This is a genomic window from Mycobacterium sp. (genome assembly GCF_036490025.1).
In the GTDB taxonomy this organism is placed as follows: Bacteria; Actinomycetota; Actinomycetes; order Mycobacteriales; family Mycobacteriaceae; genus Mycobacterium.
In genome coordinates this window covers 1-26,392 of the sequence record NZ_DASXEP010000143.1, presented here as the reverse complement: position 1 = coordinate 26,392, position 26,392 = coordinate 1, and the positions used below count along the sequence as shown (strand labels likewise).

The 26,392-nt window shown below is 65.5% G+C and carries 28 protein-coding genes and 1 pseudogene; 9 read left to right on the top strand and 20 right to left on the bottom strand.

The annotated features are described in order from the left end of the window. Together VGG53_RS16380 and VGG53_RS16375 are read left to right on the top strand one after the other, a co-directional pair. The coding region (locus VGG53_RS16380; protein ID WP_331519114.1) for a DUF3556 domain-containing protein at window positions 1-263 on the top strand (263 nt) is incomplete at its 5' end. Then, window positions 260-1,696: an NAD(P)/FAD-dependent oxidoreductase gene (locus tag VGG53_RS16375; RefSeq protein WP_331519113.1), complete on the top strand. Its 1,437-nt coding sequence runs from the start codon at window positions 260-262 to the stop codon at window positions 1,694-1,696. The genes VGG53_RS16380 and VGG53_RS16375, both read left to right, overlap by 4 nt. Here the strand turns inward: VGG53_RS16375 and VGG53_RS16370 are convergent. Continuing rightward, window positions 1,665-2,531: a 3-hydroxyacyl-CoA dehydrogenase family protein gene (locus tag VGG53_RS16370; RefSeq protein WP_331519112.1), complete on the bottom strand. Its 867-nt coding sequence runs from the start codon at window positions 2,529-2,531 to the stop codon at window positions 1,665-1,667. The genes VGG53_RS16375 and VGG53_RS16370 overlap by 32 nt on opposite strands. A 155-nt stretch (window positions 2,532-2,686) precedes the next feature. On the opposite strand from VGG53_RS16370, the gene VGG53_RS16365 reads away from it, so the two are divergent. Further along, on the top strand, window positions 2,687-4,057 hold the full coding sequence (locus VGG53_RS16365; RefSeq protein ID WP_331519111.1) for an HNH endonuclease signature motif containing protein: 1,371 nt from the start codon (window positions 2,687-2,689) through the stop codon (window positions 4,055-4,057). Window position 4,058: 1 nt separating this feature from the next. Here VGG53_RS16365 and VGG53_RS16360 read toward each other — a convergent pair whose 3' ends face one another. Next, window positions 4,059-4,817 carry an SOS response-associated peptidase gene (locus VGG53_RS16360; RefSeq protein ID WP_331519110.1) on the bottom strand — a complete coding sequence of 253 codons (759 nt, stop codon included), beginning with the start codon at window positions 4,815-4,817 and terminating at the stop codon, window positions 4,059-4,061. Window positions 4,818-4,908: 91 nt separating this feature from the next. Here VGG53_RS16360 and aroA point away from each other — a divergent pair, with 91 nt between their 5' ends. From aroA to VGG53_RS16340, 4 genes are all read left to right on the top strand, one after another. After that, the gene (gene aroA / locus VGG53_RS16355; RefSeq protein ID WP_331519117.1) at window positions 4,909-6,201 is read left to right on the top strand and encodes a 3-phosphoshikimate 1-carboxyvinyltransferase; all 1,293 of its coding nucleotides are present in this window, start codon (window positions 4,909-4,911) and stop codon (window positions 6,199-6,201) included. After that, window positions 6,198-7,178, top strand: coding sequence for a ribosome small subunit-dependent GTPase A (gene rsgA / locus VGG53_RS16350; protein WP_331519109.1), 981 nt, complete (start codon window positions 6,198-6,200; stop codon window positions 7,176-7,178). Before aroA ends, rsgA begins: the two co-directional genes overlap by 4 nt. 128 nt (window positions 7,179-7,306) lie before the next feature. Beyond that, window positions 7,307-7,534, top strand: coding sequence for a ribbon-helix-helix protein, CopG family (locus VGG53_RS16345; RefSeq protein WP_331519108.1), 228 nt, complete (start codon window positions 7,307-7,309; stop codon window positions 7,532-7,534). Beyond that, a complete protein-coding gene (locus tag VGG53_RS16340) occupies window positions 7,531-7,833 on the top strand; it encodes a toxin (protein ID WP_331519107.1) in 303 nt (100 codons plus the stop codon). The genes VGG53_RS16345 and VGG53_RS16340 overlap by 4 nt, the downstream gene beginning before the upstream one ends. A gap of 45 nt (window positions 7,834-7,878) precedes the next feature. On the opposite strand, the gene VGG53_RS16335 is transcribed toward VGG53_RS16340, so the two are convergent. After that, window positions 7,879-8,370, bottom strand: a complete 492-nt coding sequence (locus VGG53_RS16335; protein WP_331519106.1) for an SRPBCC family protein — start codon at window positions 8,368-8,370, stop codon at window positions 7,879-7,881. 18 nt (window positions 8,371-8,388) lie between these two features. Here VGG53_RS16335 and VGG53_RS16330 point away from each other — a divergent pair, with 18 nt between their 5' ends. Then, on the top strand, window positions 8,389-9,426 hold the full coding sequence (locus tag VGG53_RS16330) for an LLM class flavin-dependent oxidoreductase (RefSeq protein ID WP_331519105.1): 1,038 nt from the start codon (window positions 8,389-8,391) through the stop codon (window positions 9,424-9,426). Between the two features lie 3 nt (window positions 9,427-9,429). On the opposite strand, the gene VGG53_RS16325 is transcribed toward VGG53_RS16330, so the two are convergent. From VGG53_RS16325 to VGG53_RS16300, 6 genes are all read right to left on the bottom strand, one after another. Continuing rightward, window positions 9,430-9,951, bottom strand: a complete 522-nt coding sequence (locus tag VGG53_RS16325) for a hypothetical protein (protein ID WP_331519104.1) — start codon at window positions 9,949-9,951, stop codon at window positions 9,430-9,432. 22 nt (window positions 9,952-9,973) lie between these two features. Further along, window positions 9,974-11,272 carry a fatty acid desaturase gene (locus VGG53_RS16320; RefSeq protein WP_331519103.1) on the bottom strand — a complete coding sequence of 433 codons (1,299 nt, stop codon included), beginning with the start codon at window positions 11,270-11,272 and terminating at the stop codon, window positions 9,974-9,976. Window positions 11,273-11,351: 79 nt separating this feature from the next. After that, window positions 11,352-12,506, bottom strand: a complete 1,155-nt coding sequence (locus VGG53_RS16315) for a ferredoxin reductase (RefSeq protein WP_331519102.1) — start codon at window positions 12,504-12,506, stop codon at window positions 11,352-11,354. A gap of 77 nt (window positions 12,507-12,583) precedes the next feature. After that, complete coding sequence (locus VGG53_RS16310) at window positions 12,584-13,102, bottom strand: DUF6912 family protein (RefSeq protein WP_331519116.1); 519 nt, start codon at window positions 13,100-13,102, stop codon at window positions 12,584-12,586. A 16-nt stretch (window positions 13,103-13,118) separates the two neighbouring features. Beyond that, window positions 13,119-13,949, bottom strand: a complete 831-nt coding sequence (gene ppk2 / locus VGG53_RS16305) for a polyphosphate kinase 2 (RefSeq protein WP_331519101.1) — start codon at window positions 13,947-13,949, stop codon at window positions 13,119-13,121. A gap of 12 nt (window positions 13,950-13,961) precedes the next feature. Then, the gene (locus VGG53_RS16300) at window positions 13,962-15,407 is read right to left on the bottom strand and encodes a wax ester/triacylglycerol synthase family O-acyltransferase (RefSeq protein ID WP_331519100.1); all 1,446 of its coding nucleotides are present in this window, start codon (window positions 15,405-15,407) and stop codon (window positions 13,962-13,964) included. Window positions 15,408-15,556: 149 nt separating this feature from the next. On the opposite strand from VGG53_RS16300, the gene VGG53_RS16295 reads away from it, so the two are divergent. Then, entirely contained in the window at window positions 15,557-16,078 is a 522-nt protein-coding gene (locus VGG53_RS16295; protein WP_331519099.1) for an Rv3235 family protein, read from the top strand. 18 nt (window positions 16,079-16,096) lie between these two features. On the opposite strand, the gene VGG53_RS16290 is transcribed toward VGG53_RS16295, so the two are convergent. The 11 genes and pseudogenes from VGG53_RS16290 to VGG53_RS16240 all read right to left on the bottom strand — a co-directional run. Further along, window positions 16,097-17,272 carry a cation:proton antiporter gene (locus VGG53_RS16290; RefSeq protein ID WP_331519098.1) on the bottom strand — a complete coding sequence of 392 codons (1,176 nt, stop codon included), beginning with the start codon at window positions 17,270-17,272 and terminating at the stop codon, window positions 16,097-16,099. A gap of 4 nt (window positions 17,273-17,276) precedes the next feature. Further along, a complete protein-coding gene (locus VGG53_RS16285) occupies window positions 17,277-17,759 on the bottom strand; it encodes a cation:proton antiporter regulatory subunit (protein ID WP_331519097.1) in 483 nt (160 codons plus the stop codon). 4 nt (window positions 17,760-17,763) lie between these two features. Beyond that, on the bottom strand, window positions 17,764-20,598 hold the full coding sequence (gene secA / locus VGG53_RS16280) for a preprotein translocase subunit SecA (protein WP_331519096.1): 2,835 nt from the start codon (window positions 20,596-20,598) through the stop codon (window positions 17,764-17,766). A 192-nt stretch (window positions 20,599-20,790) separates the two neighbouring features. After that, window positions 20,791-21,468, bottom strand: coding sequence for a ribosome hibernation-promoting factor, HPF/YfiA family (gene hpf, locus VGG53_RS16275; protein WP_331519095.1), 678 nt, complete (start codon window positions 21,466-21,468; stop codon window positions 20,791-20,793). 265 nt (window positions 21,469-21,733) lie between these two features. Further along, on the bottom strand, window positions 21,734-22,372 hold the full coding sequence (locus VGG53_RS16270) for a ComF family protein (RefSeq protein WP_331519094.1): 639 nt from the start codon (window positions 22,370-22,372) through the stop codon (window positions 21,734-21,736). A gap of 80 nt (window positions 22,373-22,452) precedes the next feature. Further along, the gene (locus VGG53_RS16265; protein ID WP_331519093.1) at window positions 22,453-23,025 is read right to left on the bottom strand and encodes a hypothetical protein; all 573 of its coding nucleotides are present in this window, start codon (window positions 23,023-23,025) and stop codon (window positions 22,453-22,455) included. 223 nt (window positions 23,026-23,248) lie between these two features. Continuing rightward, window positions 23,249-24,235 carry an AraC family transcriptional regulator gene (locus VGG53_RS16260; protein WP_331519092.1) on the bottom strand — a complete coding sequence of 329 codons (987 nt, stop codon included), beginning with the start codon at window positions 24,233-24,235 and terminating at the stop codon, window positions 23,249-23,251. A gap of 217 nt (window positions 24,236-24,452) precedes the next feature. After that, complete coding sequence (locus VGG53_RS16255; RefSeq protein WP_331519115.1) at window positions 24,453-25,085, bottom strand: hemerythrin domain-containing protein; 633 nt, start codon at window positions 25,083-25,085, stop codon at window positions 24,453-24,455. Window positions 25,086-25,109: 24 nt separating this feature from the next. Next, window positions 25,110-25,298 (bottom strand): annotated as a pseudogene (locus VGG53_RS16250) (GMC oxidoreductase); the annotation flags it as partial. Window positions 25,299-25,357: 59 nt separating this feature from the next. After that, window positions 25,358-26,077, bottom strand: a complete 720-nt coding sequence (locus VGG53_RS16245; RefSeq protein WP_331519091.1) for an SDR family oxidoreductase — start codon at window positions 26,075-26,077, stop codon at window positions 25,358-25,360. Window positions 26,078-26,079: 2 nt separating this feature from the next. Further along, window positions 26,080-26,392, bottom strand: a 313-nt coding sequence (locus VGG53_RS16240) for a nitronate monooxygenase (protein WP_331519090.1), incomplete at its 5' end; no start/stop codon positions are given.

The following is a 26,392-nucleotide window of genomic DNA, read 5'->3' as shown; positions in this document are numbered from 1 at the left end:
AGCGCGAAGCCGCCTTCGAGCCGGGCGAGTGCGTCATCGCCTGGGTCGAGTCGGAGGCCTTCGGCAGCGGTGTGCAGCACTACCAGCTCATCGACGCCGCGCTTGGCGTGGTCGAGCGGGGCACCTGGAAGGTGGCCGACGCGGTGGCCGAGCAGCCCTGGCTGCCCAACGGTCCGATCCCGACTAGCGTGGAATGGTCCCTCCGCGGTAGCAACCCGGCTGTCCTGAAGGACCAGGAACACGGTCACGGAGCACTGGCATGAGCACGGCACTGGTGGTAGGCGGCGGGCCCAACGGGCTCACTGCCGCCATAACTCTTGCGGGCGAAGGTGTTTCGGTCACTATCCTCGAAGCCGCCGACGAGGTCGGCGGAGGCGCCCGCAGCAGCGAAGCCATCCTTCCCGGCCTTTTGCACGACCACTGCTCGGCGATCCATCCGATGGCCGTCGGCTCACCGTTTCTCAGCAAATTCAATCTGGACCGCTACGGCCTCACATGGCGCTGGCCCGAGATCGATTGTGTACACCCACTCGACGGCGGCAGCGCCGGCGTGCTGTACCGCTCGGTTGAGCAGACCGCGGCCGGCCTCGGCCGCGACGGATCGCGGTGGCAGCGCGCTTTCGGCTACTCGGCGTCGCGATTCGACGCACTCAACGAGGACATCATGGGCCCGCTGCTGCGGATCCCGCACCACCCGCTGATGCTGGCCCGGTTCGGCACACCCACCGTGCTTCCCGCGTCCGCGTTCGCCAGGCTGTTCCGCACCGGGGAGGGCCGTGCCTTGTTCGGAGGCGTTGCGGCTCATGCCTTCCGGCCGCTGCATTACCCGATGACGTCGGCGATCGGGATGGGGATCATCGCGGCCGGCCATCGACACGGCTGGGCGGTGGCAGAAGGCGGATCGCGGTCGATCACCGACGCGATGGTGGCGTTGCTGACCGACTTGGGCGGTAAGATCGAGACTGGGGTTCGGATCCAGACCGCATCGCAGCTGCCGCCCGCCGACGTGACGATCTTCGATCTCGCACCCGAAGCCGTCGCCGACATCGTCGGCGACCGCATTCCGCGCCGAATTTCGCACGCCTTCAGCAAGTTTCGACGTGGCCCGGGTGCGTTCAAAGTCGACTTCGCCGTCGACGGCGGCGTGCCCTGGACGAACCCGGACGCCCATCGGGCCGGCACCGTGCACCTGGCCGGGAGCTACTCCGAACTCGCCGCCACCGAGCGAGAGATCCACGCGGGACGCATGCCAGAGCGGCCGTTCGTTCTGGTCGGCCAGCAATATCTGGCAGATCCTCAGCGATCGGTCGGCGACGTTCACCCAGTGTGGACTTATGCCCATGTGCCCAACGGCTTTTCGGGCGATGCAACCTCGGCGATCACTGCTCAGATCGAGCGGTTCGCACCCGGATTCCGGGATCGGATCGTCGGTACGGCCGTCCGGACCACCACCGAATTCGCTTCCTACAACCCCAACTATGTCGGCGGCGACATCATGACTGGCGCCAAAGACATCCGCCAGCTGACGTTTGGCCCACGAATCACGTTGTCGCCCTATGCCATTGGGGTTCCCGGCATGTACATCTGCTCGGCAGCCACCCCACCGGGGCCCGGGGCGCACGGCATGTGCGGTGCCAACGCCGCCGAACTCGCGCTCAACTATCTCAATAGCGGTAAAAGCCCTCGCCGGTCTTGATGCCGAGCTTGCCGGCATCAACATAGGACTGCAACAAGTCCCGCGGACCCTTCGCCAGCTGCGGGAACTCGTCGACGTAGTGGTTCTCGATGTCCAGAGCGACGTCGAGACCGACCAGATCCATCACCTGAAAGGGTCCGGCCGGCGCACCCAAGTTGAGCTTGTACATCCCGTCGACGTCTTCCGGACGGGCCACCCCTTCGGCGACCACCGCCAGCGACTCGCGTTTGATCGCTGCCCAGACCCGATTGAAGATGAAGCCGGTGCACTCCTTACGCGCCTCGAAGGGGTAGACGCCGAACTCGGGCAGCACGGTCAGCAGGGTGTCGAGCAGGCCGCGGTCGGTCTCGCCGTCCGACATCAGGTCGAGGCCATTGACCTCGGGCGGCATGTAGAAGTGCGTGTTGCACAAACGGGTCTTGTCCCGCACCTTCTCGGCCATCAGACGCGACGGGTACGACGACGAGTTGGTCGCGAAGATGGTGTCCGGAGGGGCGAGTTCGTCGATGTCGCCCCACAGCGGAATCTTGATCTCGAGCTTCTCCGGGGCCGACTCCACCGCCAGCCACGCGCCGTCCAGCGCCTCGGCCAGCGATGTCGTGGCCGTTGCGACGCCCGGTTCGCCAAAGCCGCGGCCATCGATGACTCTCGGAAGGTTCTCCGCCACATAGTGTTTCGCGGCCGCTAGCTGCTCGTCGCGTCGGGCGTAGATTCGCACGGTTCCGCCACGGCTGGCGAACATCAGCGCGATACGCCGTCCCAGCGTCCCCGCGCCGATCACCGCGACCGGACGGTTCCGGATGTCATCGAATGTGTATGTATAGGAACCAGTCACATAGGCATGCTAGGCGGTGACCGCACATGCAGGCTCCATCCCGGGGCAACAAAAATCGTTGCGCGTATCGGTGCGTTCAAATCACTTGTGCCACTTTCGTTTCAATGGCCACAGGAAGCGGATTCTTGTCGGTGCCCCTTCCTAAAATCGACGGCATGGCATCGAGCACGCGTGAAGAGATCGTCGAGGTCGTAGGCGTGCTCGATGGCGACCTGGACCGCCTGTGCGGCTTGTCCTTTGACGTCTTGACCACCCCGGAGCGGTTGCGGGTATTGGAGCGTTTGGAAACCGTTGCGCGGCGGCTCCGGGTGCCGGGGCACACGTTGATCAATCAGCTCGCCGAGCAGGCCAGCGTAGAGGAGCTGGGCGGCAAACTGGCAACGGCTCTGGCCAACCGGCTGCGGATTTCCCGCACCGACGCCAATCGCCGCATCGCCGAAGCCGCCGACTTGGGTGAGCGCCGTGCCTTGACCGGCGAGACTTTGCCGCCACAACTGACGGCAACCGCTGAGGCGCAGCGCGAAGGGCTCATCGGAGACGGACATGTGACCGTGATCCGCAGTTTTTTTCGCCGCTTGCCGGACGGCGTAGATCTGTTCACCCGGCAGGCCGCCGAAGCCGACTTGGCGCACAAGGCCGGCCAGTATCGCCCCGATGAACTCTCCAATTACGCGCAGGTTTTGATGGATTGCCTCAACCCCGATGGCAATTTCACCGACGAAGACCGTGCCCGGCGGCGCGGCATCGTCATCGGTCGCCAGGAGTTCGACGGCATGTCACGCATCAGCGGCTACCTGAATCCCGAGATGCGGGCGACCTTCGACGCCGTGCTGGCCAAATTGGCGGCTCCCGGCATGTGCAATCCCGACGACGAAGCGCCCGTGGTCGACGGGGACCCGAGCGAGGACACTCGCAGACGTGACACCCGTTCCGACGCCCAACGCAATCACGACGGTCTACTTGCGGGCCTGCGCGGGCTGTTGATGTCCGGGAACCTGGGTCAGCACAACGGACTTCCCACCTCGATCATCGTGACGACCACGTTGAACGATCTGGAGGCCGCCGCCGGACGCGGATTGACCGCCGGCGGAACCCTGCTGCCGATGAGCGATCTGATCCGGATGGCCGGCCACGCACACCATTACCTCGCCATCTTCGACAAGGCCAAACCCCTGGCGCTTTATCACACCAAACGACTGGCGTCGCCGGCCCAGCGAATTATGTTGTACGCCAGGGATCGTGGATGTACCAAACCCGGCTGTACGGTGCCCGGCTACTGGACCCAGGCTCACCACCCCGAAGGATGGGCGGCAACGCGCCGCACCGACATCGACCAGCTGGCCCTCGCCTGCGGACCCGACAACGGACTCGCCGAGACGGGCTGGACCACCCGCAAAAACGCCCGAGGCGATACCGAGTGGATACCGCCGCCGCATCTGGATCACGGGCAACCACGAATCAACACGTTCCACCACCCCGAGAAACTCCTGGAACCGGACGACGAAGACGAGCCGGGAGCGGCGTGAACTAGAGCAGCGTCGCTTGTTCGGGCTGCGGCTCGGCCGGCTCCAACAGTTCGGGTCCGTTGTTGCGCACATTGTTGACCAGCGTCGAGATCTCGCGCATCTCGATGCCGTGCACATCGGGCGGGGCAGCGAGAAAATCCAGGTCGGCAGGTGCATCGGGATCCAGCCAGCGGTCCCAGTCACGTTCGGGCACGATCAACGGCATCCGGTCATGGATCTCGCCGAGCGCGTCGACCGCGTCGGTGGTGATGATCGTGCAACTCAGCAATGGGGTGGCATCTTTGGCGGGCTTCCAGACCGACCACAGGCCCGCGGTGAACAGCAGCTCGCCGTCGGCACGGTGCAAGTAAAACGGCGTCTTGCGGGCTTTCTTGCCGGCGCCGCTATCGGGATTGGCGCGCCATTCGTAGTAGCCGTCCATCGGCACCAGGCAGCGCTTGGATTTGGCGCTCGCGCGAAACGCCGGCGACGTGGTGACCTTGTCGGCCCGGGCGTTGATCAGCAGCGGGCCCTTCGACTCCGGCGCGCCGTCGGCCCCTGCCTTCGCCCAGGGCGGCACCAGCCCCCAGCGCATGGACCGCACTCGCCTGGCCGGTTCGTCGTCGGGCTCGTCGTGGCGACTGACCACCGTCGTGATGGTCGTGGTGGGCGCCACGTTGTAGTTGGGGCCCGTCGATTCGGCCGCGCGGGCCTCATTGATCGCCTCGATCTTCTCGGCCAGCACCGCCGGGTCTGTCGTCACCGCGAATCGTCCGCACATATCTCCATGGTGCCGGCTGGGTTGTCGAGCGGCGACCCGCCGCGCCCGGCTTCGCCGCGCTTGCGATCGCCGGTGAGCGATGATGGAGCACGTGGATACCTGGCCCGCGCCGCATACCTCGCAGCCGGTACACGCGACGGTGACGGTCCCGGGCTCGAAATCCCAGACCAACCGCGCGCTGGTGCTCGCGGCACTGGCCACCACCAACGGCGGCACCTCGACGATCAGCGGCGCGCTGCGCAGCCGCGACACCGAGCTGATGATCGGCGCGCTGGAAACGCTGGGTCTGCGGGTCGACGGATCGGCCGACGAGCTCGCGGTCAGCGGAACGATCTCCCCGCCGGCCGATGCCCGCATCGACTGCGGCCTGGCCGGCACGGTGTTGCGTTTCGTCCCGCCGCTGGCCGCGATAGGTCTCGGCGCTGGCAGGTTTGTGACGTTCGACGGCGACGAACAGGCCCGAGCCCGGCCGATCGCGCCGCTGCTGAATGCGCTTCGCGGTCTGGGCGTCGACGTCGACGGCGACGGCCTGCCGTTCCGGGTGCGCGGCGAGGGATCGGTCGCCGGCGGGGCGGTGCAGATCGACGCTTCGGCGTCCTCGCAATTCGTCTCCGGCCTGCTGCTCGCCGGGGCGTCGTTCACCGACGGCCTGACCGTGCAGCACGTAGGCCCGCCGCTGCCGTCGGCACCGCACATCGCGATGACGGTGGCGATGCTGCGCCAGGCGGGCGTGGAAGTCGAAGACACGACCATCAACCGGTGGAACGTTCAACCGGGCCCCGTCGCGGCGCGGCACTGGGACATCGAACCGGACCTGTCCAATGCCGTCCCGTTCATTGCCGCGGCAGTGGTCAGCGCCGGCACGATCCGCATCACCGGCTGGCCGGCGGCCGGCATCCAACCCGCCGACGCCATCCTGAACATCCTTGGGCAGCTGAATTGTGTTGTGAAACAGGGTGATTCGTATCTGGAGGTGCGCGGGCCGCAGTCCTATCCGGGCTTCGATGTCAACCTGCGCGATATCGGCGAGCTCACCCCGTCGGTGTCGGTGCTCGCGGCGCTGGCCGCCCCGGGCTCGGTCTCCCGACTGTCCGGCATCGCCCACCTGCGCGGCCACGAAACCGACCGCCTGGCCGCGCTGAGCGCCGAGATCAACCGGCTGGGCGGCGACTGCCGGGAAACCGCGGACGGGCTGGAGATCACCGCGACGCCGCTGCGGCCGGGCACCTGGCAGTCTTACGCCGATCACCGGATGGCGACCGCCGGCGCGATCGTCGGGCTGCGGGTCGAGGGTGTCGAGGTGGACGACATCAAGACCACCGCCAAGACGCTGCCGAATTTCCCGCGGATGTGGGCCGACATGCTCAGGGAGTCCAGCGGTTGAGGCCGGGCGACTACGACGAGTCCGACGTCAAAATCCGCTCGGGGCGGGGTTCCCGGCCGCGGACCAAAACCCGGCCCGAGCATGCCGACGCGAAGCCCGCGATGGTGGTCAGCGTCGACCGCGGCCGCTGGGGATGTGTGCTCGACCGCGATGCCGATCGACGGGTCACCGCGATGCGGGCCCGCGAACTCGGCCGCACACCGATCGTCGTCGGAGATGACGTCGATATAGTCGGCGACCTGTCCGGGCGGGCGGATACGTTGGCCCGCATCGTTCGCCGCGGCCCACGGCGAACGGTGTTGCGGCGCACCGCCGATGACACCGATTCCACCGAGCGGGTGGTCGTCGCCAACGCCGATCAGCTGCTGATCGTGGTGGCGCTGGCCGACCCGCCGCCGCGCACCGGGCTGGTCGACCGAACACTGATCGCGGCCTACGCCGGCGGACTGTTCCCGATCCTCTGCCTGACCAAGACCGACCTCGCGCCGGCCGCACCGTTCGCCGAGCAATTCGCCGACCTGGATCTCGCGGTGATCATCGCGGGTCGCGACGACCCGCTGGACGCGGTGGCACACCTGCTGGCCGGCAAAATCACCGTGCTGCTCGGTCATTCCGGGGTTGGCAAGTCGACATTGGTGAATCGCCTTGTGCCCGAGGCGCATCGAGCAGTCGGCGAGGTGACCGATATCGGCAGGGGGCGGCACACCTCGACGCAATCAGTCGCGCTGCCGCTCGATCACGACAGCTGGGTGATCGACACCCCGGGAATCCGTTCGTTCGGGCTGGCCCACATCAAGCCCGACGATGTGGTGCTGGCGTTCTCCGATCTGGCCGAGGCGGTCGAAGACTGCCCGCGTGGCTGCGGCCACCTGGGCCCGCCCGCCGATCCCGAATGTGCGCTGGACACGCTGACCGGCCCGGCGGCCCGTCGCGTCGGCGCGGCCCGACGCCTGTTGGCCGCGCTGCGCGAGGGTTGAGCTCCCCTGACCGCCTCCGTCGAGGCAGAGTTTCCGCGGCACAGGAAGATTGGCGCCCGGGAGGCGCCGCGAAGGAGCCACGCTAACTGAACAACGAAGTGTATCCGACTAACAGTAGGATAATTGATATGGCGAAAGATAAGGTTTCCGTGACGTTGGATCAGGCAGTGCTGGCGGCGGCAGACGCGGATGCCAAGGCAGCTGGCTTGAACCGATCGGAATTGATAGAACAGGCTCTGCGCAACGAGCATCTCCGGATCGCCCTCAAGAACTATGCCGCGCGGACTGTCCCCGCCCTCAACATCGACGGCTACGCGCAGAAGGTCTACCACGCGAATCGGGCTGTCGGCTTGTGATCAACCCCGGCGACATCGCACCACGTCGCGACACCGATCACGAGTTGTACGTCGTCGTTCTGTCCAATGCAATCCACCTGGCCGCCGACACAGGGCGGCTGATCACATGCCCATACATTCCAGGCCAGATCCCCGACGACACCATGGCGATGGTCGTTTCCGTGAGCCAACCTGACGGTGCCGTGCTACCCGAACTCATCCAGTGGCTTCCGACAGCGGCCCTCGATGAGCCGATCGGCAACGTCGGAGCACCAGCTTTGCGGGAAACGACGGCACTCGTGACGGCCTTCATCTCCTGATTGAGCCAACAGGCTCCCGCGACTCCCTCAATTCACCGCCGCGCCTCAGGCCTCGGCCTGCGACCGAACCCACTCCAGGTTGGCCTGCATGTTCTTCTGCCATTCGTCTAGCCGCCGAGAGACGATCCTGGCCTCTTTCTCCGGCTGCGCGACGATCGCCGGCGTCAGGCCCGACGGTCCCGGCCCCATCCGGCCCCATTGGCGGATCAGCACGCCATCGCTGGCGGTCTCGACCTCGAACGCCCATGTCGCGCTGATCCCGTCGGACCCGATCACGTTGTACACCCACCGGCGCTCATCCTCGACTTCGATGACCTCGCACACCGTCGCCCAATCCCCGAACGCGTCATGCTTGTTGCGACCACGGAAACGCGCCCCGACCGCGACCGCGCCGGCATCATCGATCCACTCGACGGCCTGCAGCTCCGATGAGCACCGGGCGGGCAGGCCGATGTCGGTGACCAGGTTCCATGCCGTCGAAACGTCACATCGAACGCGCTGCGTGACTTCGATAGTGGGTTGGTCGCGATAGCGCATGTGGCTAGCATGCCAGCCATGAAGGTCGGCGCCATGATCGAACCCCGCTTGCCCGGCGCCACAGAGTTCGCGGTGGCCGCCGAGCGGATCGGCGTCTCCTCGCTGTGGGTTCCCGAGGTCTGGGGCTACGACGCGCTGACCGGCCTGGCCTACCTGGCCGCCGAGACGTCGTCGGTGCAACTCGGAACCTTTGTCGTGCAACTGGGTTCGCGCAGCCCGGCGCTGCTGGCGACGTCGGCGCTGAGCCTGCAGGAGCTGTCGGGGGGCCGGTTCATCTTGGGAATCGGCACGTCGGGTCCACGCGTGATGGAAGGCTGGCACGGAGTCCGCTTTCGCAAACCGGTGCAGACCACCCGGGAGACGATCGAGATCATCCGCACAGTCAGCCGCGGCGAGCGACTCGAGCACGCCGGCGAGATCTACCCGTTGCCGTTGCCGGACAGTCGCGGCGCCGCGCTGCGGCCGCTGGTGCGCCCCGATCACGTCCCGGTCTACGTGGCGGCGATGGGTCCGCAGAACTTACGGCTGACCGGTGAAACAGCCGACGGCTGGCTCGGTAACGCGTTCATCCCCGAAGCCGCCGAAGTGTTCCTCGGCCCGTTGCGCGAGGGCGCGCAGCAGGCCGGCCGCACCCTTGATCAGCTCGACCTGGTCGCGCCCGTCGCGGTCGAGTTTCACCACGACCAGGCCGCCGCCGATGCCGCCGCGCGCCGCCACGCCGACGGATACGCGTTCACGATCGGCGCCATGGGGGTGGATGGCCAGAAAGGGGGAAAGAACTTCTACAACGACGCTTTCAGCCGGCTGGGTTATGCGGACGACGTCCGCACGGTCGCCGAATTGTGGCAGGCCGGCAAGCACGACGAGGCCCGCCGCGCGGTGCCGTTGGATCTCGGTCGCCTCACGAATCTGCTTGGTGGCGATGACATTATCGCCGAGCGAGTGAGCCGCTACCGCGCCGCGGGCATCACAACGCTGTTGGCGAAACTCGAGGGCAACCACGAGCAACAGCTGGCGACGTTGCAGCGGCTGGTCGCCATCGCCGAAGCAGCGTAGGGATTACCAGCGCAGCATCGGCAGCGGGTGCAGCGGGTGCCGTGCGGCGTATCCGGTCAGCCCTTTGGCGAGGAAGGCGTGGAACCCGCGGTAGGGCAGCGCAGCGACGGCCGCCCGGACCGCTGAGCGCCCGATTCGGTTGGGCAGCAGTCCACGGCTGACGTCGACGAGGTCGGCCTTGCGAAACGTCTCGATCACGTGATCGTCGACCCGCCGCAGCCGGTGGTGTTCGGTGACCAATGCCCGCAGCCGGTCGATGTCGGCGATCCCGAATTCATCGGCATACGCCGCGGCGAGGTCGGCCGATGGCGCGAGGTAGTCGAAGGTGCCGACGGTCCAGATGCCCAGATCGTGGGTCGCCCAAGCCAACGCTGCGACGTCGGGGATCGAAAAGCCCAGCAGCACCTGGTGATAGCTGATGCAGCGGTATACGTGGTTGCGATAGGCAGTCAGGTCGTCGGCCAACGCATCACGATGCCGATCCAGTACGGCATCGACGATCGGATGCGCTGTGACAACCTGCACCGCGCCAAGCTTAGAGGGCGGCTTAGGCGGCCAGGTCGTCCCGCCGTGGTGTTTGCGCTTTCCCGCCGGCCCGCTGGGTCCGCTTCCCGCGGCGCCAAGCCCGCACGGTCGCGATCGCAGTCTTCAGACCGCGGCGGTGGCCGGTCGCCGGATCGGTGCCCCCGAAACCCGGTTCCAGCGCGGCGAACATCGACTCGCTGCGGGTCTCCGGCGCATTGTCCGCGGTGGCGCGCAAGTACTTGTCCGGCAGTGACAGCTTGGCGATGGTCCGCCACGTCTTGCCGTACTGAACCAGGAAAGATCCTGTGGTGTACGGCAAGTCGTACTTGTCGCATAGCTCGCGCACCCGCACCGCGATCTCGGCATACCGGTTGCTCGGCAGATCCGGGAACAGGTGGTGTTCGATCTGGTGGCACAGATTGCCGCTCATGAACCGCAGCGTGGGGCCGGCGTCGAAGTTGGCACTGCCCAGCATCTGTCGCAGATACCACTGTCCCTTCGACTCGCCCAGCATGTCGGTCTTGGTGAATTTCTCCGCGCCGTCAGGGAAATGGCCGCAGAAGATCACCGCGTTGGCCCACACGTTGCGGATCACGTTGGCAACCGCGTTGGCTTTCAACGTCGAGGTGTACGTCGCGCCGGGTGACAGCGAGGTCAGCGCCGGGAACGCGACGTAATCCTTGAATACCTGGCGACCGGCTTTGCCCAGAAACTCGTCAACGCGCTCGCGGGCTTCGTCGTTGTCCATCCGCTTCTTGACGATTTTGCCGACCTCCACGTGCTGGAGGCCAACGCCCCATTCGAAGCCGAGTGCAAGCATGGTGTTGTACACCAGGTTGAACAGGTTGAACCGTTTCCATGGATGGTCGCGGGTGACCCGCAGCAGGCCGTAGCCGACGTCGTCGTCCATGCCGAGAATGTTGGTGTATTTGTGGTGCACGAAGTTGTGGGTGTAGCGCCAGTGCTTGGACGACCCGCTCATGTCCCACTCCCACGACGAGGAGTGGATTTCGGGGTCGTTCATCCAGTCCCACTGGCCGTGCATGACGTTGTGGCCGATCTCCATGTTCTCGACGATTTTGGCCACGCCGAGGGTCGCGGTTCCCGCCCACCAGGCGGACCGGCGCGAGCTTGCCGCCAGCAGCACCCGGCCGGCTACCTCCAGTACGCGCTGCGCGGCGATGGTGCGGTGGATGTAACGGGCGTCCCGCTTACCGCGGGAGTCTTCGATGTCCTGGCGGATGGCATCCAGTTCGATGCCCAAATTTTCGATGTCCGAATCGGTCAAATGTGCGAATACGTCGACGTCGGTGATCGCCATTGTCTGCCCTCCCTCGTATTGCGCTCGCTGACCTACGCTATCGTAACCTACGAGAGCGTAGGTTACCTGTGAGTAACCTTTAGATTTCGAGTGTGCAATCGCCGGATGCAGCGGAAATGCAGGTCTGCACGCGTGTCCCCGGCTCACGGTCCGCGCCGTTTCGAAGGTCGCGGGCATGTCCTTCCACCAGGGTAACCACGCACGACTGGCAGATACCCATCCGGCAGCCGAACGGCATCTGCACACCGACTGACTCACCGGCGTCCATCAGCGACGTCGCCGCGTCGGCCGCGGTGCTTTTTCCACTCTTGGCAAAGGTGACCGTCCCGCCGGCCCCCGATGGCGCCGCGCGTGACACCGCGAAGCGCTCGAGGTGCAGGCGGTCGGTGATGCCGGCGGTCGACCACGTGCCCTCGGCCGCGCTGAGCATGGCTTCGGGTCCACACGCCCAGGTCTGCCGGTCCCGCCAGTCCGGCACCTCGGTGTCCAGCCGGGACAAGTCCAGTCGCCCCTGATCGCGCGTCGCGCGCAGCCGCAGCCGGTATCCGGGATGATCGCGGGTCAGCTCCTCGAGCTCCGCGCCAAACATCGTGTCGGCGGCGGTCGGAGCCGAATGCAGGTGGATCACATCGGTGATCTGATCGCGACGCACCAGCGTGCGCAGCATCGACATCACCGGCGTGATGCCCGAGCCGGCGGTGATGAACAACATGGCCGGAGGCGCCGGATCGGGCAGCACGAAATTGCCCTGCGGCGCGGCTAGTCGCACGATCGTGCCGGGCTTCACCCCGTCCACCAAGTGGGTCGACAAGAAGCCTTCGGGCATTGCTTTGACGGTGATCGTCACCGTGCGCGCGCTTCGCTGCGCGGCTGTGGTCGTCACCGGGCTCGACGTCAACGAATACGAGCGCCAACGCCAACGGCCGTCGATCAGCAGCCCGATGCCCATGTACTGGCCCGGCTGGTAATCGAAGCTGAAACCCCAGCCTGGCTTGATGACCAGCGTCGCAGAGTCCTGCGTCTCCCGCCTGACTTCAAGAATCCGGCCCCGCAACTCCCGCGCCGACCACAGCGGATTGGCAAGGCGCAGATAGTCGTCGGGCAACAACGGCGTGGTGATGCGTCGGGCGAGCGTGCGCAACGCGTGCCAGCCAGGATGGGTCTCCACTCCGGCCAGCGTAATGGGCTTGGTCTCGACTACGTCAGCGGCGGCTCGCGATATTTTCCTGTCCATCAAGGAAACTCCTGCTCTAGCTCGGGACCCAACCTACGGTACCGTAACTTACGGCACCGTAGCCAGGGCCGGGTGGCCTAAAGCAGCTCGAGCAGGAATGGCAGCTCTTGGGCGGCATACCAGGCCAGGTCGTGATCCTGAGCGTCACCGACCGTCAGCTCGGCGTCCTCGTCGCCGAGATCGGCCGCGTCGATGACCGCAATCGCGGATCTGACCTGCGCCTCGGCGTCGGCGTTGTCGACGAATGCGGCGACGACATCGTCGATCGCCACCGGCGCCCCGATACGCACCACGGCGTCGTCGAGGTCCGGGCGCAGTGTGACATCGCCGACATCGGCAACCAGCACCGCGCGTCGCGGCGGCAATGCGGCACCCGGGGGCCCGGAATCGTCTGCGGCGCCGGCCAGCAACCGCAGCGAGGCCAGCCCCGCCTCACGCAGGGCGACTTCGCCGAGCTCGTCGTCGTCACCCTCGGCGTAGGCCTCGCGCAGCTTGGGGGTCACCGCGAAGGCGGTGCCGTTGACTGGCCGCAGCGAACCGTCGGCGACGAGTTGCTGAAGCATGGCCAGGGTCACCGGAATATAGATCCGCATCAGGCGGCACCCGCCCGGGTCATTCGGCATAACCCATCAACGTCGCCACGTGATCGTCGACGTAGGTCGACAGCTCCCGCGGCGGACGCCGGTAGTCGCCGCTCTTGACCGGATGATCGGGCAGTTTGACTTTGGGTCTCTTCACCTCGCGATAGTCGATGCTGGACAACAGATGCGCAATCATATTGAGCCGTGCGTGTTTCTTGATATCCGATTCCACCAGAAACCAAGGGCTGTAAGGCTTGTCGGTGTGCGCCATCATCTCGTCCCGGGCCCGTGAATAGTCTTCCCACTTGTACAAGGACTCCAGATCCATCGGGCTCAGTTTCCATTGCCGCACCGGGTCGTTGCGGCGCGCGTTGAAACGGCGCAACTGCTCGTCTTCGGATACCGAAAACCAGTATTTCCGCAACAGGATCCCGTCGTCGATGAGCATTTGCTCGAATACGGGTGCCTGCTGCAAAAACAGCGCATGCTCTTGCGGCGTGCAGAATCCCATGACTTTCTCGACTCCGGCACGGTTGTACCACGAGCGGTCGAACAGCACGATTTCACCTTCGGTGGGCAGCTGCGCGACATAGCGCTGGTAGTACCACTGCCCGCGCTCGCGATCGGTCGGTGCGGGCAACGCGGCGATCCGGGCGATGCGGGGGTTGAGATAGTCGGTGATCCTTTTGATCGTGCCGCCCTTGCCCGCGCCGTCACGACCCTCGAAGATCACCACGATACGGGCCCCACAGGCTCGCACCCATTCCTGTAGCTTCACCAATTCTGTTTGCAGCCTGAACAATTCGGCATCATAGACCTTGTCAGGGATCCCCGGCCGCTTCTTCTGCGCCTTGCTCACCATCGAATGGTAGGTCTATTGCGCGGCTTCCAGCAGTTCATCGAGCGATTCTGCCAGCAGCACCGGCAGTACGTCGACGTCGCTCATCGCGTCCCGATCGGCGTTGATGCCGAAATACAACATGCCGTTGTAGGAGGTCACGCCGATGGCAAGCACCTGGTTGTTCAACAACGGCGGCACGGCGTAGGTCTCCAGCAACTTCGCACCGGCGACATACATTTGCGACTGGGTGCCTGGCGCATTGGTGATCAACAGGTTGAACAAGCGCGGCGACACGCTGGTCGCGACTCGAATACCCATGGCGTGCAACGTCGGTGGCGCGAAGCCCGACATCGTCGCGATGGTGCGGGCATCGACCAGGCTGGCCGCGGTCGGATTGCTCTCGGTGGCATGCGCGATCTGCGACAGCCGCACCACCGTGTTGCCCTCCCCCACCGGGAGGTCGACCAGAAACGGCGCGACCTGACCGATGGCCTGCCGTCGACTCGACGAGCCGAACGTCTCGTCGACGTAGACCGGCAACGGTGCCATTGCCCGCACTGTCGTGGTCGGCGCCGCCGCTTCGCCCCGGGACAACAGCCAGTTACGCAGCGCGCCGGCGATCACCGCGAGCACGACATCGTTGACGTCGCAGTTGTAGCGCGACCGGATGGCCCGGTAGTCGTCGAGTCGCCCGCAGGCCACGGTGTACCGCCGGTTGCGCGACACCGTGGTGTTGAGCGGGCTGCGAGGGGCCGCGCCACGCGCCAACGCCCGGGCGACGTCGAAGAGCCGTCGGCCGGCGTCGGCCAGTTGGCCGAAGTTGGTCAACATATCGGTGACACCGCTGCGGACCACCCTCATCTGCGCCTGGGGACGGGTGGCCCAGTCACCGATCGCGCCCAGCAAAAGCTGCGCTCTGCCGGGTTCGCGGGCCGGCACCCAGATGTCTTCGACGGACGGCGTCAGACGACGGTTCCGATCGACGATGAGGTGGCTGATCTCGACCCCGCCCACGCCGTTGATCAGCGCCTGGTGCGACTTGGTGTAGACGGCCAGTCGATTTTTGGCCAAGCCCTCTACCAGGTACATCTCCCAGAGCGGCCGCGACTTGTCCAGCGGGCGGGCGGCCAGCCGGCCGATCAGCTCGTGAAGTTGCTCGTCGCTGCCCGGGGACGGCAGCGCAGAGCGCCGGACGTGGTAGGTGATATCGAAATCGTGGTCGTCCACCCAGACCGGCCGGGCCAGCCGCATCGTCACTTCGCGGACCTTCTGCCGGTAGCGCGGCACCGTCGGCAACTGTCGCTCGACGGTGGCCAGCAGCGTCTCGTAACTCAACCCGGCGCGCGGTGCACGCAGAATCGACAACGAGCCGACGTACAGCGGCGTCGCCGAATTCTCCAGCTCGTAGAAAGAGGCGTCCGAAGCGGACAACCGGGTCACGTCGCCTCTCCCCTTTACGTCCCTTGCGAATTGGTTCATCGACCAATATGCCGCACACGGTAACCGTCCGCGGTAGCGCAACGCAGCGCGGGACGCGGACGCGGCAATTGTGCGATGATCGTCACACTCGTCTGTCACTCTCCAGCAGGCCAGCCGTCGGGCCCCTTCGGAATTCGCGGGAGAGTGCAGTGCTGACCAACTCGAGCCCACCGGACCGTGCGGCGTTCGCGGTCACCCCCGTCGTCGACTGCGAACCTCCGGCACGCGATGTCCGGCAGTGTCGACCACCGTCGCCGGCCGTATTGCGGAAACGCAATACGCATGTGCAGCAACGGCATTCGGCCCAGAATTCGGCGCCGCCCACGCCCGCTATGTCCGCACCGATGCGGCACGCGGCGAGCTTCGCCGACGCCGCCCTGCGCCGGGTGCTGGAAGTCATCGACCGTCGCCGCCCCATCGGCCAGCTGAACGGCCTGCTGGCCGCCGGACTCGTCGACTCGGTGCTGTCTGCCAATCGACAGGCCGGCACCCACACGGGAGTGGCGGTGTTACGCCGGCTGCGGCTGCAGGCGGTGGGCGGTCCGAACGCGTTCGCCGCGGCCGAGGTATTCGGCAGCTACAGCCGCGGGCCGCGGATGCACGCCATCGCGTGCCGCATCGAGCGCGGCGCCGGGGGTCGCTGGCAGGTCGTCGCGCTGCACATCGGCTGATCGGATCTCCGCGTTCGGCTATGCCGGGGCGCGCGCGGGCTGGGGGGACCTCCCGCTTGCGGGGGACGGGCCGCCGCTGAACCGGGCGAGCACCGGCCCGAGCACGGCGACGACGAACACATACGACATCGCCACCGGGGCCAACCCGGCTATCGACGACCCGACCAGCCCGATGATGATCAAGGAGAACTCGGCGCGGGCGATCAAGGCCGTGCCGGCCCGCAATTGCCCGCGGCGCGCCACCCCTTCGCGCCGCGCGGCGTACATCCCGGTCACCACTTTGGCCGCACTGGTGACCACGGCAAGGACGACCGCCGCCGGAAGTGCGGGTACCAGCGTGCGCGGATCGACGCCGATGCCGACGCCGATGAAGAACACCGCGGCGAACAGGTCACGCAGCGGACCCAACACCTGGCGGGAACGGTCGGCCGTCTCGCCGGTCAGTGTCAGCCCGACCAGGAACGCACCGACGGCAGCCGACGCGTGCAGCTTTTCGGCCAGCGCGGCCACGATCAGCGTCACTCCCAGCACCCGCAACAGCAACTGCTCGGAATCCTGGGTTCCCACCAGCCGGCCGAAGTGGTGGCCCCAACGGAACGACACCACGAACGCGATCCAGAACGCCCCGATCCCGACAACCATGCCGAGCAGGGCCTTCACCCAGGTCCCGCCGCTGGCCAGCACCGCGAACACCGGCAGGTAGGCCGCCATCGCGAAATCCTCGAGGACCAGCACCGCCAGGATCGCCGGGGTTTCGCGGTTACCCACCCGGTTGAGGTCTTCGAGCAGACGCGCGATCAAACCGGACGACGACACGTAGGTCACGCCGGCCAGCGCCAGCATGCCGATGCCGTTGAACCCGAGCACCCAGCCCGCGATGGCCCCCGGCGTCGCGTTGAGTGCAACATCGACCAGTGCGGAGGGAACGTGCTGTTTCATGCTGCTGGCAAATTCGACGCTGGAGAACTCCAGACCCAAGGTCAGCAGCAGCAGCACCACACCGATGGGCGCGCCGGTTTTGATGAACACCGTCGCGTCGGTCACCGGCTGGATTCCGCCTTTGCCGAGCCACAGCCCGGCCAGCAGGTACAGCGGTATCGGCGACAAGGCGAACCGGCGAGCCAGCGCGCCCAGCAACGCGAGCGCAGTCAGGACTGCGCCGAGTTGCAAAAGCAGCGGCGCGGAAATCTGCACGCGCTCAGCCCTTTTGGACGAGCTGCTGCACGCCGGCAATACCGGCTTCGGTACCGACCACGATCAATACGTCGCCGGCACGCAGCAGTTCGGAAGGACCGGGCGAAGCGAGCACCTGGTCGTTGCGCACGATCGCCACGATCGATGCGCCGGTCCTGGTTCGGGCCCGGGTGTCCCCCAGCGGCCGGTCCGCGAAGACGCCGCCCGGCACAATGTGCACCTGGCCGGCCTCGAGTCCCGGTATCTCGCGGGTCAACTCGGTTAACCGTTCGGCAATTCGCGGTGCGCCCAGGATCTGTGCCACCGCGTCTGCCTCCTCGTCGGTGAGCCGAAAGACCGGCCGAGCCTCGTCGGGGTCGTCGCCGCCGTACAGCACCACCTCGAAGTAGCCGCCGCGTCGCGCGATGATCCCGATCCGCTCGCCGTGGTTGCTGGTGAACTCGTACCGCACACCCATGCTGGGCAGTCGGACCTCTTTGACGTCCATGGCGCTAGCGCCGCTTGGCTGACTTCGGCTTGGCGTGCCGGGCCTGCCGACGAGCAGCCTCGCGCCGCTCGCGACGAGTCCCGCCGGACGCGCCGGCCGGTGACTTGCCACCGTTGCCCTGCACCTGCGCCGAGCCGTCCTCGGCCGGCCCGCTATACGTCAGCTCGGGTGCTTCGTTGTCAATCCCCTTGGCGCGCAACGCAGACGCGGGTTCACGGGCCGCGGCGGGCGCTGTGGCTCCAGTGCTCCGCTGCTGAGCGCTGGCCGCGGCGGCGGCGGTGGCGAACTCCGCCAAGTCCTCGGGCTCGGCCACCGGTCCGACCTGCGGTGCCGGCACTGCCTCGACCGCGACGTTGAACAGGAAGCCGACAGACTCTTCTTTGAGGCCTTCGAGCATCCCGGAGAACATGTCGAAGCCCTCACGCTGGTATTCGACCAGCGGATCGCGTTGCGCCATCGCCCGCAGACCGATGCCCTCTTTGAGGTAGTCCATCTCGTAAAGGTGCTCACGCCATTTGCGGTCGATGACGTTGAGCAGCACGTTGCGTTCCAGCTGGCGCATCGCGCCCTCGCCGGCCAACTCCTCGAGTTCGGCTTCCCGCTTCGCATACGCACGTTTGGCGTCCTCGACGAGCGCGTCGAGCAATTCCTCACGGGTCAGCTCGCCGGGCTCCCCGACCGCGTCGGAGTCGATCAGGGTGTGGTGGTCAATGCCGACCGGATACAGCGTCTTGAGGGCGTCCCAGAGCTTCTCCAGATCCCAGTCCTCGGCGTAGCCCACGGCGGTGGCGCCATCGACGTAGGCGGTGATCACGGCGACGAGCATTTCGTGCGCCTGCTGCTGCAGGTTCTCGCCTTCCAGGATGCGACGACGTTCCGCGTAGATGACCTTGCGCTGCTGGTTCATCACCTCGTCGTACTTCAGGACGTTCTTTCTGACCTCGAAGTTCTGTTGCTCGACCTGGGTCTGGGCGCTCTTGATGGCACGAGTCACCATCTTCGCTTCGATCGGCACATCGTCGGGCAGGTTGAGCCGGGTCAGCAGCGTCTCGAGTGCCGCGCCGTTGAAGCGACGCATCAGCTCGTCGCCCAGCGACAGGTAGAAGCGCGATTCACCCGGGTCGCCCTGCCGACCCGAGCGGCCACGCAGCTGGTTGTCGATCCGGCGCGACTCATGCCGCTCGGTGCCCAACACGTAGAGCCCGCCGGCCTCGATGACCTCTTTGGCCTCGGCGGCAGCCTCTTCTTTGACGATGGGCAGCTCTTCGTGCCAGGCCGCCTCGTACTCGTCGGCGGTCTCCACGGGGTCCAGGCCACGGGCCCGCAGCCTCAGGTCGGTGAGAAAGTCGATGTTGCCACCCAGCACGATGTCGGTACCGCGGCCGGCCATGTTGGTGGCGACGGTGATGGCGCCGCGGCGGCCGGCCTCGGCGATGATGCCGGCTTCCTGCTCGTGGTACTTCGCGTTGAGGACGTTGTGCGGGATACGCCGCTTTTGAAATTGCCGCGACAGGTATTCCGAGCGTTCCACGCTGGTGGTGCCGATCAGCACCGGCTGGCCCTTTTCGTAACGCTCGCTGACGTCGTCGACGACCGCGATGTACTTGGCTTCCTCGGTCTTGTAGATCAGGTCGGACTGGTCGGTGCGGACCATTTCCTTATTCGTCGGGATTCCGACCACGCCGAGCTTGTAGATCTCGTGCAGCTCGGCCGCCTCGGTCTGGGCGGTACCGGTCATGCCGGCGAGCTTGTCGTAGAGCCGGAAGTAATTCTGCAGGGTGATGGTGGCCAGCGTCTGGTTCTCGGCCTTGATCTCGACGCGTTCCTTGGCCTCGATCGCTTGGTGCATGCCCTCGTTGTAGCGGCGGCCGACCAGCGTGCGGCCGGTGAACTCGTCGACGATGATCACGTCGCCGTCGCGCACGATGTAGTCCTTGTCGCGGCTGAACAGCTCCTTGGCTTTCAGCGCGTTGTTGAGGTAGCTGACCAGCGGCGAGTTGGCGGCCTCGTACAGGTTGTCGATGCCGAGCTGGTCTTCGACGAACTCCACGCCCAGCTCGTGCACACCGATGGTGCGCTTGCGGAGGTCGACCTCGTAGTGGGTGTCCTTCTCCATCAGCGGGGCCAGCCGGGCGAACTCGGTGTACCAGTTCGACGCGCCGTCGGCGGGCCCGGAGATGATCAGCGGAGTGCGGGCCTCGTCGATCAGGATCGAGTCGACCTCGTCGACGATAGCGAAGTTGTGGCCGCGCTGCACACAGTCCTCCAGCGTGTGGGCCATGTTGTCGCGCAGGTAGTCGAAGCCGAACTCGTTGTTGGTGCCGTAGGTGATGTCGGCGGCGTAGGCCACCCGCCGTTCGTCGGGGGTCATCTGGGCGAGGATCACGCCGACGTCCAGGCCCAGGAACCGGTGCACCCGGCCCATCCATTCGCTGTCGCGTTTGGCCAGGTAATCGTTGACGGTGACGATGTGCACGCCGTTGCCGCCGACGCCGTTGAGATAGGCCGGCAACACCGACGTCAGCGTCTTACCTTCCCCTGTCTTCATCTCGGCGACGTTGCCGAAGTGCAGCGCCGCCGCACCCATCACCTGCACATCGAACGGCCGCTGGTCGAGCACCCGCCAGGCAGCCTCGCGGGCCACCGCGAAGGCTTCAGGCAGCAGGTCGTCGAGGCTCTCCCCCTCGGCATGCCGCTTCTTGAACTCGGCGGTCTTGGCCTGCAGTTGAGCGTCGGTGAGTTTCTCGATGTCCTCGGACAAGGCGTTGACGTACTCGGCCACCCGCTTGAGGCGCTTGACCATGCGACCTTCACCAACGCGCAGCAACCTGTTCAGCACAGCTTTGTCCCCTAGGTCAGATAGCCCGGCTCCTCCTCCTCGCGCTGCGCGCTCTGCATCGTCACCGGGCGGATCGACGTCTTCAGCGTCCCCCATCCTAGGTGACGAGCTTCTTAGGACGCCCAACGTCGACTTGTTGCGCCGGTCCGCGCGGAATCTCTCAACAAGTCGACGTTCGGCGGGACAAGTGCGTCAGGACAGCCGAATCAGACCGTAGTCATAGGCATGCCGCCGGTAGACCACCGAGGGCCGTTCGGTCTCTTTGTCGTAGAACAGGAAAAAGTCGTGGCCGACCAGCTCCATCTCATACAGCGCGTCATCCACCGACATCGGCTTGGCCTCGTGCTCCTTGGTGCGCACCACCCGCCCGGGCTGGCGATGGCCGTTGCCACCTGCGTCGCCGAACAGCGGGGCGCCATTGTCGTCGTGAACCGGTTCGGGCTGCGGTACGACGGCGGTCGCAGCGGCCAGCGAGACCGGGGTCTTGTCGCCGTAGTGGACTTTGCGGCGGTCCTTGACGCGACGCAACCGGCTCTCCAGCTTGGCTACCGCGGACTCCAGCGCGGCGTAGAAGCTGTCTGCGCACGCTTCACCGCGGACCACCGGTCCGCGACCGCGAGCGGTGATCTCGACGTGCTGACAGGACTTGCGCTGGCGACGGTTGCGTTCGTGGTCGAGTTCGACGTCGAACAGGTAGACGGTTCGGTCGAGTCGTTCCAAGCGGCCGAGTTTCTGCGAGACGTAGACGCGGAAGTGGTCGGGGATTTCGACGTTGCGGCCTTTGACGACGACCTCGGCGTGCGGGGATTCATCGGCGTCGACCGGAGGTTCAGCAAGAAGCTGTCCGGAATCTACGGTTTGTCTTGACATACTTGACAACTCGTTTCTCTCGCGTTGCACGCGACGCGGCGTGCCCGGCTATCAGATGCACGCGCCGACGGGGCTGTCTATACTCGGTGGCCGCCCGCCGGTGCAAGGTGTCGAAAAACTCACCCCCTACCGTCGACGGTGGCGCCTCAATCTGCGATGAGAACGCTGTCTTGAGGCGTTGATGGTGCTTGATTCCGACGGTAGACCGTCGACGGGCGGCAGTGCCAGCATTTCGCGCCACCTGTTGCGAGTTCTTCACAAACGCTCACGCGGCGGCTAGCGCCAGCACAGCCGACACCCGGGCCCCGCCCCGGTGCAGCGTGCGCACCGACTGGTGTGCGGTCGCGGCGGTGGTGACGATGTCATCCACCAGCAGAACCTCACCGTGGGCCGGCAGGCGTCGACGGGTCAGCAGCACTCGTCCGGCGACGTTGCGCTCACGCGCGGCGCTACTCAACCCGGCCGAGTCGCGGGCCAGCGCTTTCATCCGCAGGGCCCGCACCACGGTGATGTCCGGGTGAGCTGCCGTCGCCAGCGCGGCGATCCTGGTCACCGGGTCGCCGCCGCGGCGGCGCGCTGCCCAGCTGCGGGTCGGCGCCGGCACGATCGTCAGCGGGACATCCAGCAGACCCCACTCGAGCAATCGGTGCACACCGAGCGCCAGCGACCGAGCCAGCGGCGACAACAGATCCGTCCGGCCGCGGTCTTTCATCGCGACGATCGCCCGCCGGCGCGCACCCGCGTAGCGGCCGAGCGCGAACACCGGAACGCCGGGGTCGATGCGCGGGGTGACGACGCGAGGCGCGTCGGGACCGAGGGCCAGCTCGTCGGCGCAGGCCGCACACCATCGGGTTGACGGCGCCCCGCAACCGCCGCACTCCAACGGAAGAACCAGATCCAGCACAGCGCAAGTGTGCCGCCATGGGCCGACATCGCGGCATCTGGCGATGGGGCCACCGACCCCACCGCCAGATATCCGCGTCGTCAGGGAAGCAAAGCCGAGATGTCGAAGACGTTGGCGATTTCCGCACCGATGTCGACAAAGACCGTGTGGAAGTCCGCCCCGACTACGCCGAAATCAGCGTCGATCACCCCGAGGTCAGCCGGGAGCAACCCCGTGCCACTCAGATCACCAGCCTGGTCAGCTGCGACGAACGCCTGGTCAGCGTCGAGCACCCCTTGGTACGCCTGGGCCAACTGGTCGTCAACACCGGTCAGGTCTGCTTGGTCAGCCGTGGGCAGGCTGGAAAGGAACGACTCTTGGTCAGACAAGACCATCGATTCTGAGCCAGTCTGCAGCATCTCTTGCCCCGTGAGGACCGCAACTTGCTCGGCGTCCAGCGATGCCTGAGGAGCCCCATCCAACACCTGGGTGGCTTGGGTCAAATCCATGCCCGCTTGGCCCAGCCCGTCGGCGCCATCGTCGGCGTGCGCGTCTGCGGCGGCGGCCAGTTCGATCATCGCGACGGCCGCGACGGCACAGCCGCCCATACCTACGGCGATGCCCCAGCGGCGGGCCTGACGCACGATGCGCCGGTTGCTGCGGCCGCTGATCATCGGGATTGCTGTCTTTTGCTGGCCCCGAAGATATTGGGCCCCTGAGTTATTGAAGCCTAGCAAGTAGGCCACTACCGGGTCTGACGTTGAGGTGGTTTTCGCTGTATCAATCACATGATCAACGCTAAGGACGTGACCGGTCGCCAACTAGCCACCGCACGTAAGTCTCCGGCCGGATTGCGAAACCCGAATCGCGATCAAAGGCGTCCTACGCAGGAGGCGGCTAGGCGCTACGGTGCAACGCCTCCACTGGCGGCTCGCGGTAGCGGGCGGCGTGGGCCGCGGCGAACCTCCCAAGATTGGTGAACCCCCAGCGAAAAGCCACCGACGCGACTGTGACCATCGATGGGTCCGACTCGAGCAAGTTTTGGTGCGCTCGGCGCAGGCGCACCTCGCGCAGATATGCCATCGGCGAGAGGCCTAGGTGACGCTTGAAAGCTAGCTGTAAAGAACGGACACTCACCTGACTGCGGGCCGCGATTGCCGACAGCGTCAAGGGCAAATCCGCTTCCGCCTCCATGATGTCGACTGCGATACGAATCGCTCGAGGTACAGCCGGTCGTTCGTCTCCCGTGATAGCACCGCGATGCGAATGCTCCGCGGCGAACAAGAGCCCGCGCACCAGGCTGTCGACGAACGGCATTCCGACCAATGGTTGATTGAGCAGACCGTTGGGATGGAAAAACTGTTCCGCGAACAACGCGAGCATGTTGATCCAGCTTCGGGCCGGCGCGGTATTCATCGGCATGAGAGGTGCGAAATCGGGCTGTGCAGCCACCTGTCGGCCCAGTGCGTCGCTGAGAGCATCCTCGACAGCGGAGCGGTCGATCTTCAAAAGGAGTATTTGGGTATCCGCATGCCATCGCAGCGCGGCAAGCCCTACTGGCGCGTACACGGCCGCAGTCCCGGCAACACCGCCCACCGACACCCCCCGGTGTACCCACTCCGCGCGGCCCGATCGCACCAGAAACACTCGATATGCGCCGCATCCCTCACCGCACTGAAGGGACGTATCAGCACCGACGACCCATTCGGAAAGGCTTACCGGCCCCATTCGACCCCCACGCTGGGTCATTGAAAATGAGTCCGGATCGGTTACCAAACTCAGGTGGGGTTGGCTACAGCCGCACAGCCGGACAAAATCGTCGAACTCCGTCGCCCACGTCCAAAGACGCGCATCCGAAATGTCCTCTGTCGGTTGTTCCGTCACAACATGGCCCTTCTCGCCGCTCGCAGATAACTTTTTCAACGACCGGATCAGTCAACGGGTTCACGTGACCTTGACCACAGCCCCATCACCGAACAAATCATCGAGTTCATCAGCCGATTTACGCGTGGGCGTTGACAACAATGACGCCAACTTTGTTCCGGTAAAGACGGTGTACTGCCAGCCGAAAGCTATTTGCCAGGAATTTTGAAGATATCTTTCAGAATGCGCGAAGGCGAGCGCGATATCTGGCGCCGACTCGCCGTGCAAACAGCCTTACTAGCAACCTCTGCGGCGACGGCATGCAGGCAAGGAAGCGTCGGTACTCGTCGGCCGTGCATGAGTCGAGGGTCATGCCTGCAAATGCGATCGCGAACGCAATGTTGCGGCCGCTGATGAAGGAGGCGCCTCGTCCGGTTGCTGCGCGCCATTCGTCACTTGTGATGTTCTCGTTGATCAGCGGAACAATCCGCTCCTCTTCGTGGACTAGGTGTGCGTCGACAAGTTCGGTGAGCTCTTTGATGCCTGATATCAACCTCTGTGCGGCGCTGGCGGAATGGGCCGTGGCTATCCAATCTGCAAGCAGCAAATGGACCTTGTCCACCGACGTCGCGATGAGCTCATGTTCTGTCTCCATATGCCGAATGATTTCCGCATGCTCCGGAGTTCGCTCGTGCAGCTTGGGCCACAGCAACTCGTCTTCGGCCATGTGATGGTGATGCAGCGCTGAAAGTACGTTCGCGATGTGGTCGACTACACGCTTCAGCCGCCTACCCTGTCCGGGTTGTACGCTGCCGACCAGTATTGGAGCACAGCGGAGCTCGTCGCGAAAAACCCGATGCACCAAGGCCATTTCGAATGCGTCAGCGGGCATGGCCTACTCACCCACCGAGTTCGCCAGCCGGTGCTCGGCCTTGATCTCGTCGGCGGCACGCTCGCCAATGACGACACGGGGGGCCATCGTGTTCCCGGTGGTGATTCTGGGCATGATGGATCCATCAGCGACACATAGGTTTTCGACGCTATAGACCTTCGCGCTGCCGTCGACAACGGCGAGCGGATCTCGCCAGTCATCGGTGGCCACGGTGGGCGAAGCAGTCGGCATGGTCATCACCTCGGTCTGATCTAGTGGCCGGCGCTCTGTCCGCCGTCGATGTGGAGGATTTCGCCGGTGACGAACGGCGCCGTTTCCAGGTAGAGCGCACCGTGGACGATGTCGGCGACGGCGCCGATCCGGTTTTGGGGATGCATCGCCGCGTAAGCGGTATGGGCATCGACGCAGCTGTGCAGGGGTGTATCGACGACGCCGGCAGAGATTGCATTGACCCGGATTCCGTGTCCGGCGTACTCAATAGCGAGTGATTTGGTGACAGCGGTGAGGCCGCCCTTGGTCAGCGCGGTCAATGCCGACGGGACGGCAGTGTGACCCTGCTCGCCCAGAGTGGTGCTGATGTTGACGACATGGCCGCCGCCGTCTTGCGCAAGCATTTGGGCGATGACGCGCTGCGTAACATGAAAGAAGCCAAGCACATTCACCGATGTGACCAGTTCGTAGTCATCGCGGGTGTAGCAGATGAAGGGTTTGGGCAGAAAGACTCCGGCGTTGTTGATCAGCGTGTCGATCCGGCCAAACCGTGCCACCGTTTCTGAAACCAGGCGTCCCGCCGTGGTCGGATCGGCGATATCGCCTGCCACACTGAAGACTTCAGGGTGGGGCGAGTCCGTGATCGTGCGTGAATTGGCGATCACGGTGTAGCCCCGCTTGCGGTATGCCTCGACCAGCCCGGCGCCGATTCCCCGGGAAGCGCCCGTGATGATTGCGACCTTCTCATCGCCGAATTCCATTGTCAGCCCGCCAGTTCGCGAACGATGTCGGAAGCGGGAGCAGACTTCGCGTGATGGAATGCGGCGCCGGCCCATAACGCGGCACCGTGCGGGTCGCCCAGCTTCATTGCGGCTGCTTGGATAGGGGCGGTCATCATGGCTACCTCCGGAAAGCCGGATATAGCGTCACACTCATGTTTGTCGATGAATCGGTTTCGCAACGCCCGTGCGTAGCGTCCGGTGAACGCACGCGTCAGCACGGTCTCGGTGAACTGCCGATTGCGCAAAGCGGCGCGGTATACCGGATTGGTCCCGGCTTCATCGGCGAGTAGAAAC

Coding starts and splice junctions, on each gene's coding strand:
- VGG53_RS16375 (WP_331519113.1), top strand. CDS start 260: ATGAGCACGGCACTGGTGGTAGGCGGCGGGCCCAACGGGCTCACTGCC.
- VGG53_RS16365 (WP_331519111.1), top strand. CDS start 2,687: ATGGCATCGAGCACGCGTGAAGAGATCGTCGAGGTCGTAGGCGTGCTC.
- VGG53_RS16360 (WP_331519110.1), bottom strand. CDS start 4,817: ATGTGCGGACGATTCGCGGTGACGACAGACCCGGCGGTGCTGGCCGAG.
- VGG53_RS16345 (WP_331519108.1), top strand. CDS start 7,307: ATGGCGAAAGATAAGGTTTCCGTGACGTTGGATCAGGCAGTGCTGGCG.
- VGG53_RS16335 (WP_331519106.1), bottom strand. CDS start 8,370: ATGCGCTATCGCGACCAACCCACTATCGAAGTCACGCAGCGCGTTCGA.
- VGG53_RS16330 (WP_331519105.1), top strand. CDS start 8,389: ATGAAGGTCGGCGCCATGATCGAACCCCGCTTGCCCGGCGCCACAGAG.
- VGG53_RS16320 (WP_331519103.1), bottom strand. CDS start 11,272: ATGGCGATCACCGACGTCGACGTATTCGCACATTTGACCGATTCGGAC.
- VGG53_RS16315 (WP_331519102.1), bottom strand. CDS start 12,506: ATGGACAGGAAAATATCGCGAGCCGCCGCTGACGTAGTCGAGACCAAG.
- ppk2 (WP_331519101.1), bottom strand. CDS start 13,949: ATGGTGAGCAAGGCGCAGAAGAAGCGGCCGGGGATCCCTGACAAGGTC.
- VGG53_RS16300 (WP_331519100.1), bottom strand. CDS start 15,407: ATGAACCAATTCGCAAGGGACGTAAAGGGGAGAGGCGACGTGACCCGG.
- VGG53_RS16285 (WP_331519097.1), bottom strand. CDS start 17,759: ATGGACGTCAAAGAGGTCCGACTGCCCAGCATGGGTGTGCGGTACGAG.
- hpf (WP_331519095.1), bottom strand. CDS start 21,468: ATGTCAAGACAAACCGTAGATTCCGGACAGCTTCTTGCTGAACCTCCG.
- VGG53_RS16265 (WP_331519093.1), bottom strand. CDS start 23,025: ATGATCAGCGGCCGCAGCAACCGGCGCATCGTGCGTCAGGCCCGCCGC.
- VGG53_RS16255 (WP_331519115.1), bottom strand. CDS start 25,085: ATGGCCTTGGTGCATCGGGTTTTTCGCGACGAGCTCCGCTGTGCTCCA.
- VGG53_RS16245 (WP_331519091.1), bottom strand. CDS start 26,077: ATGGAATTCGGCGATGAGAAGGTCGCAATCATCACGGGCGCTTCCCGG.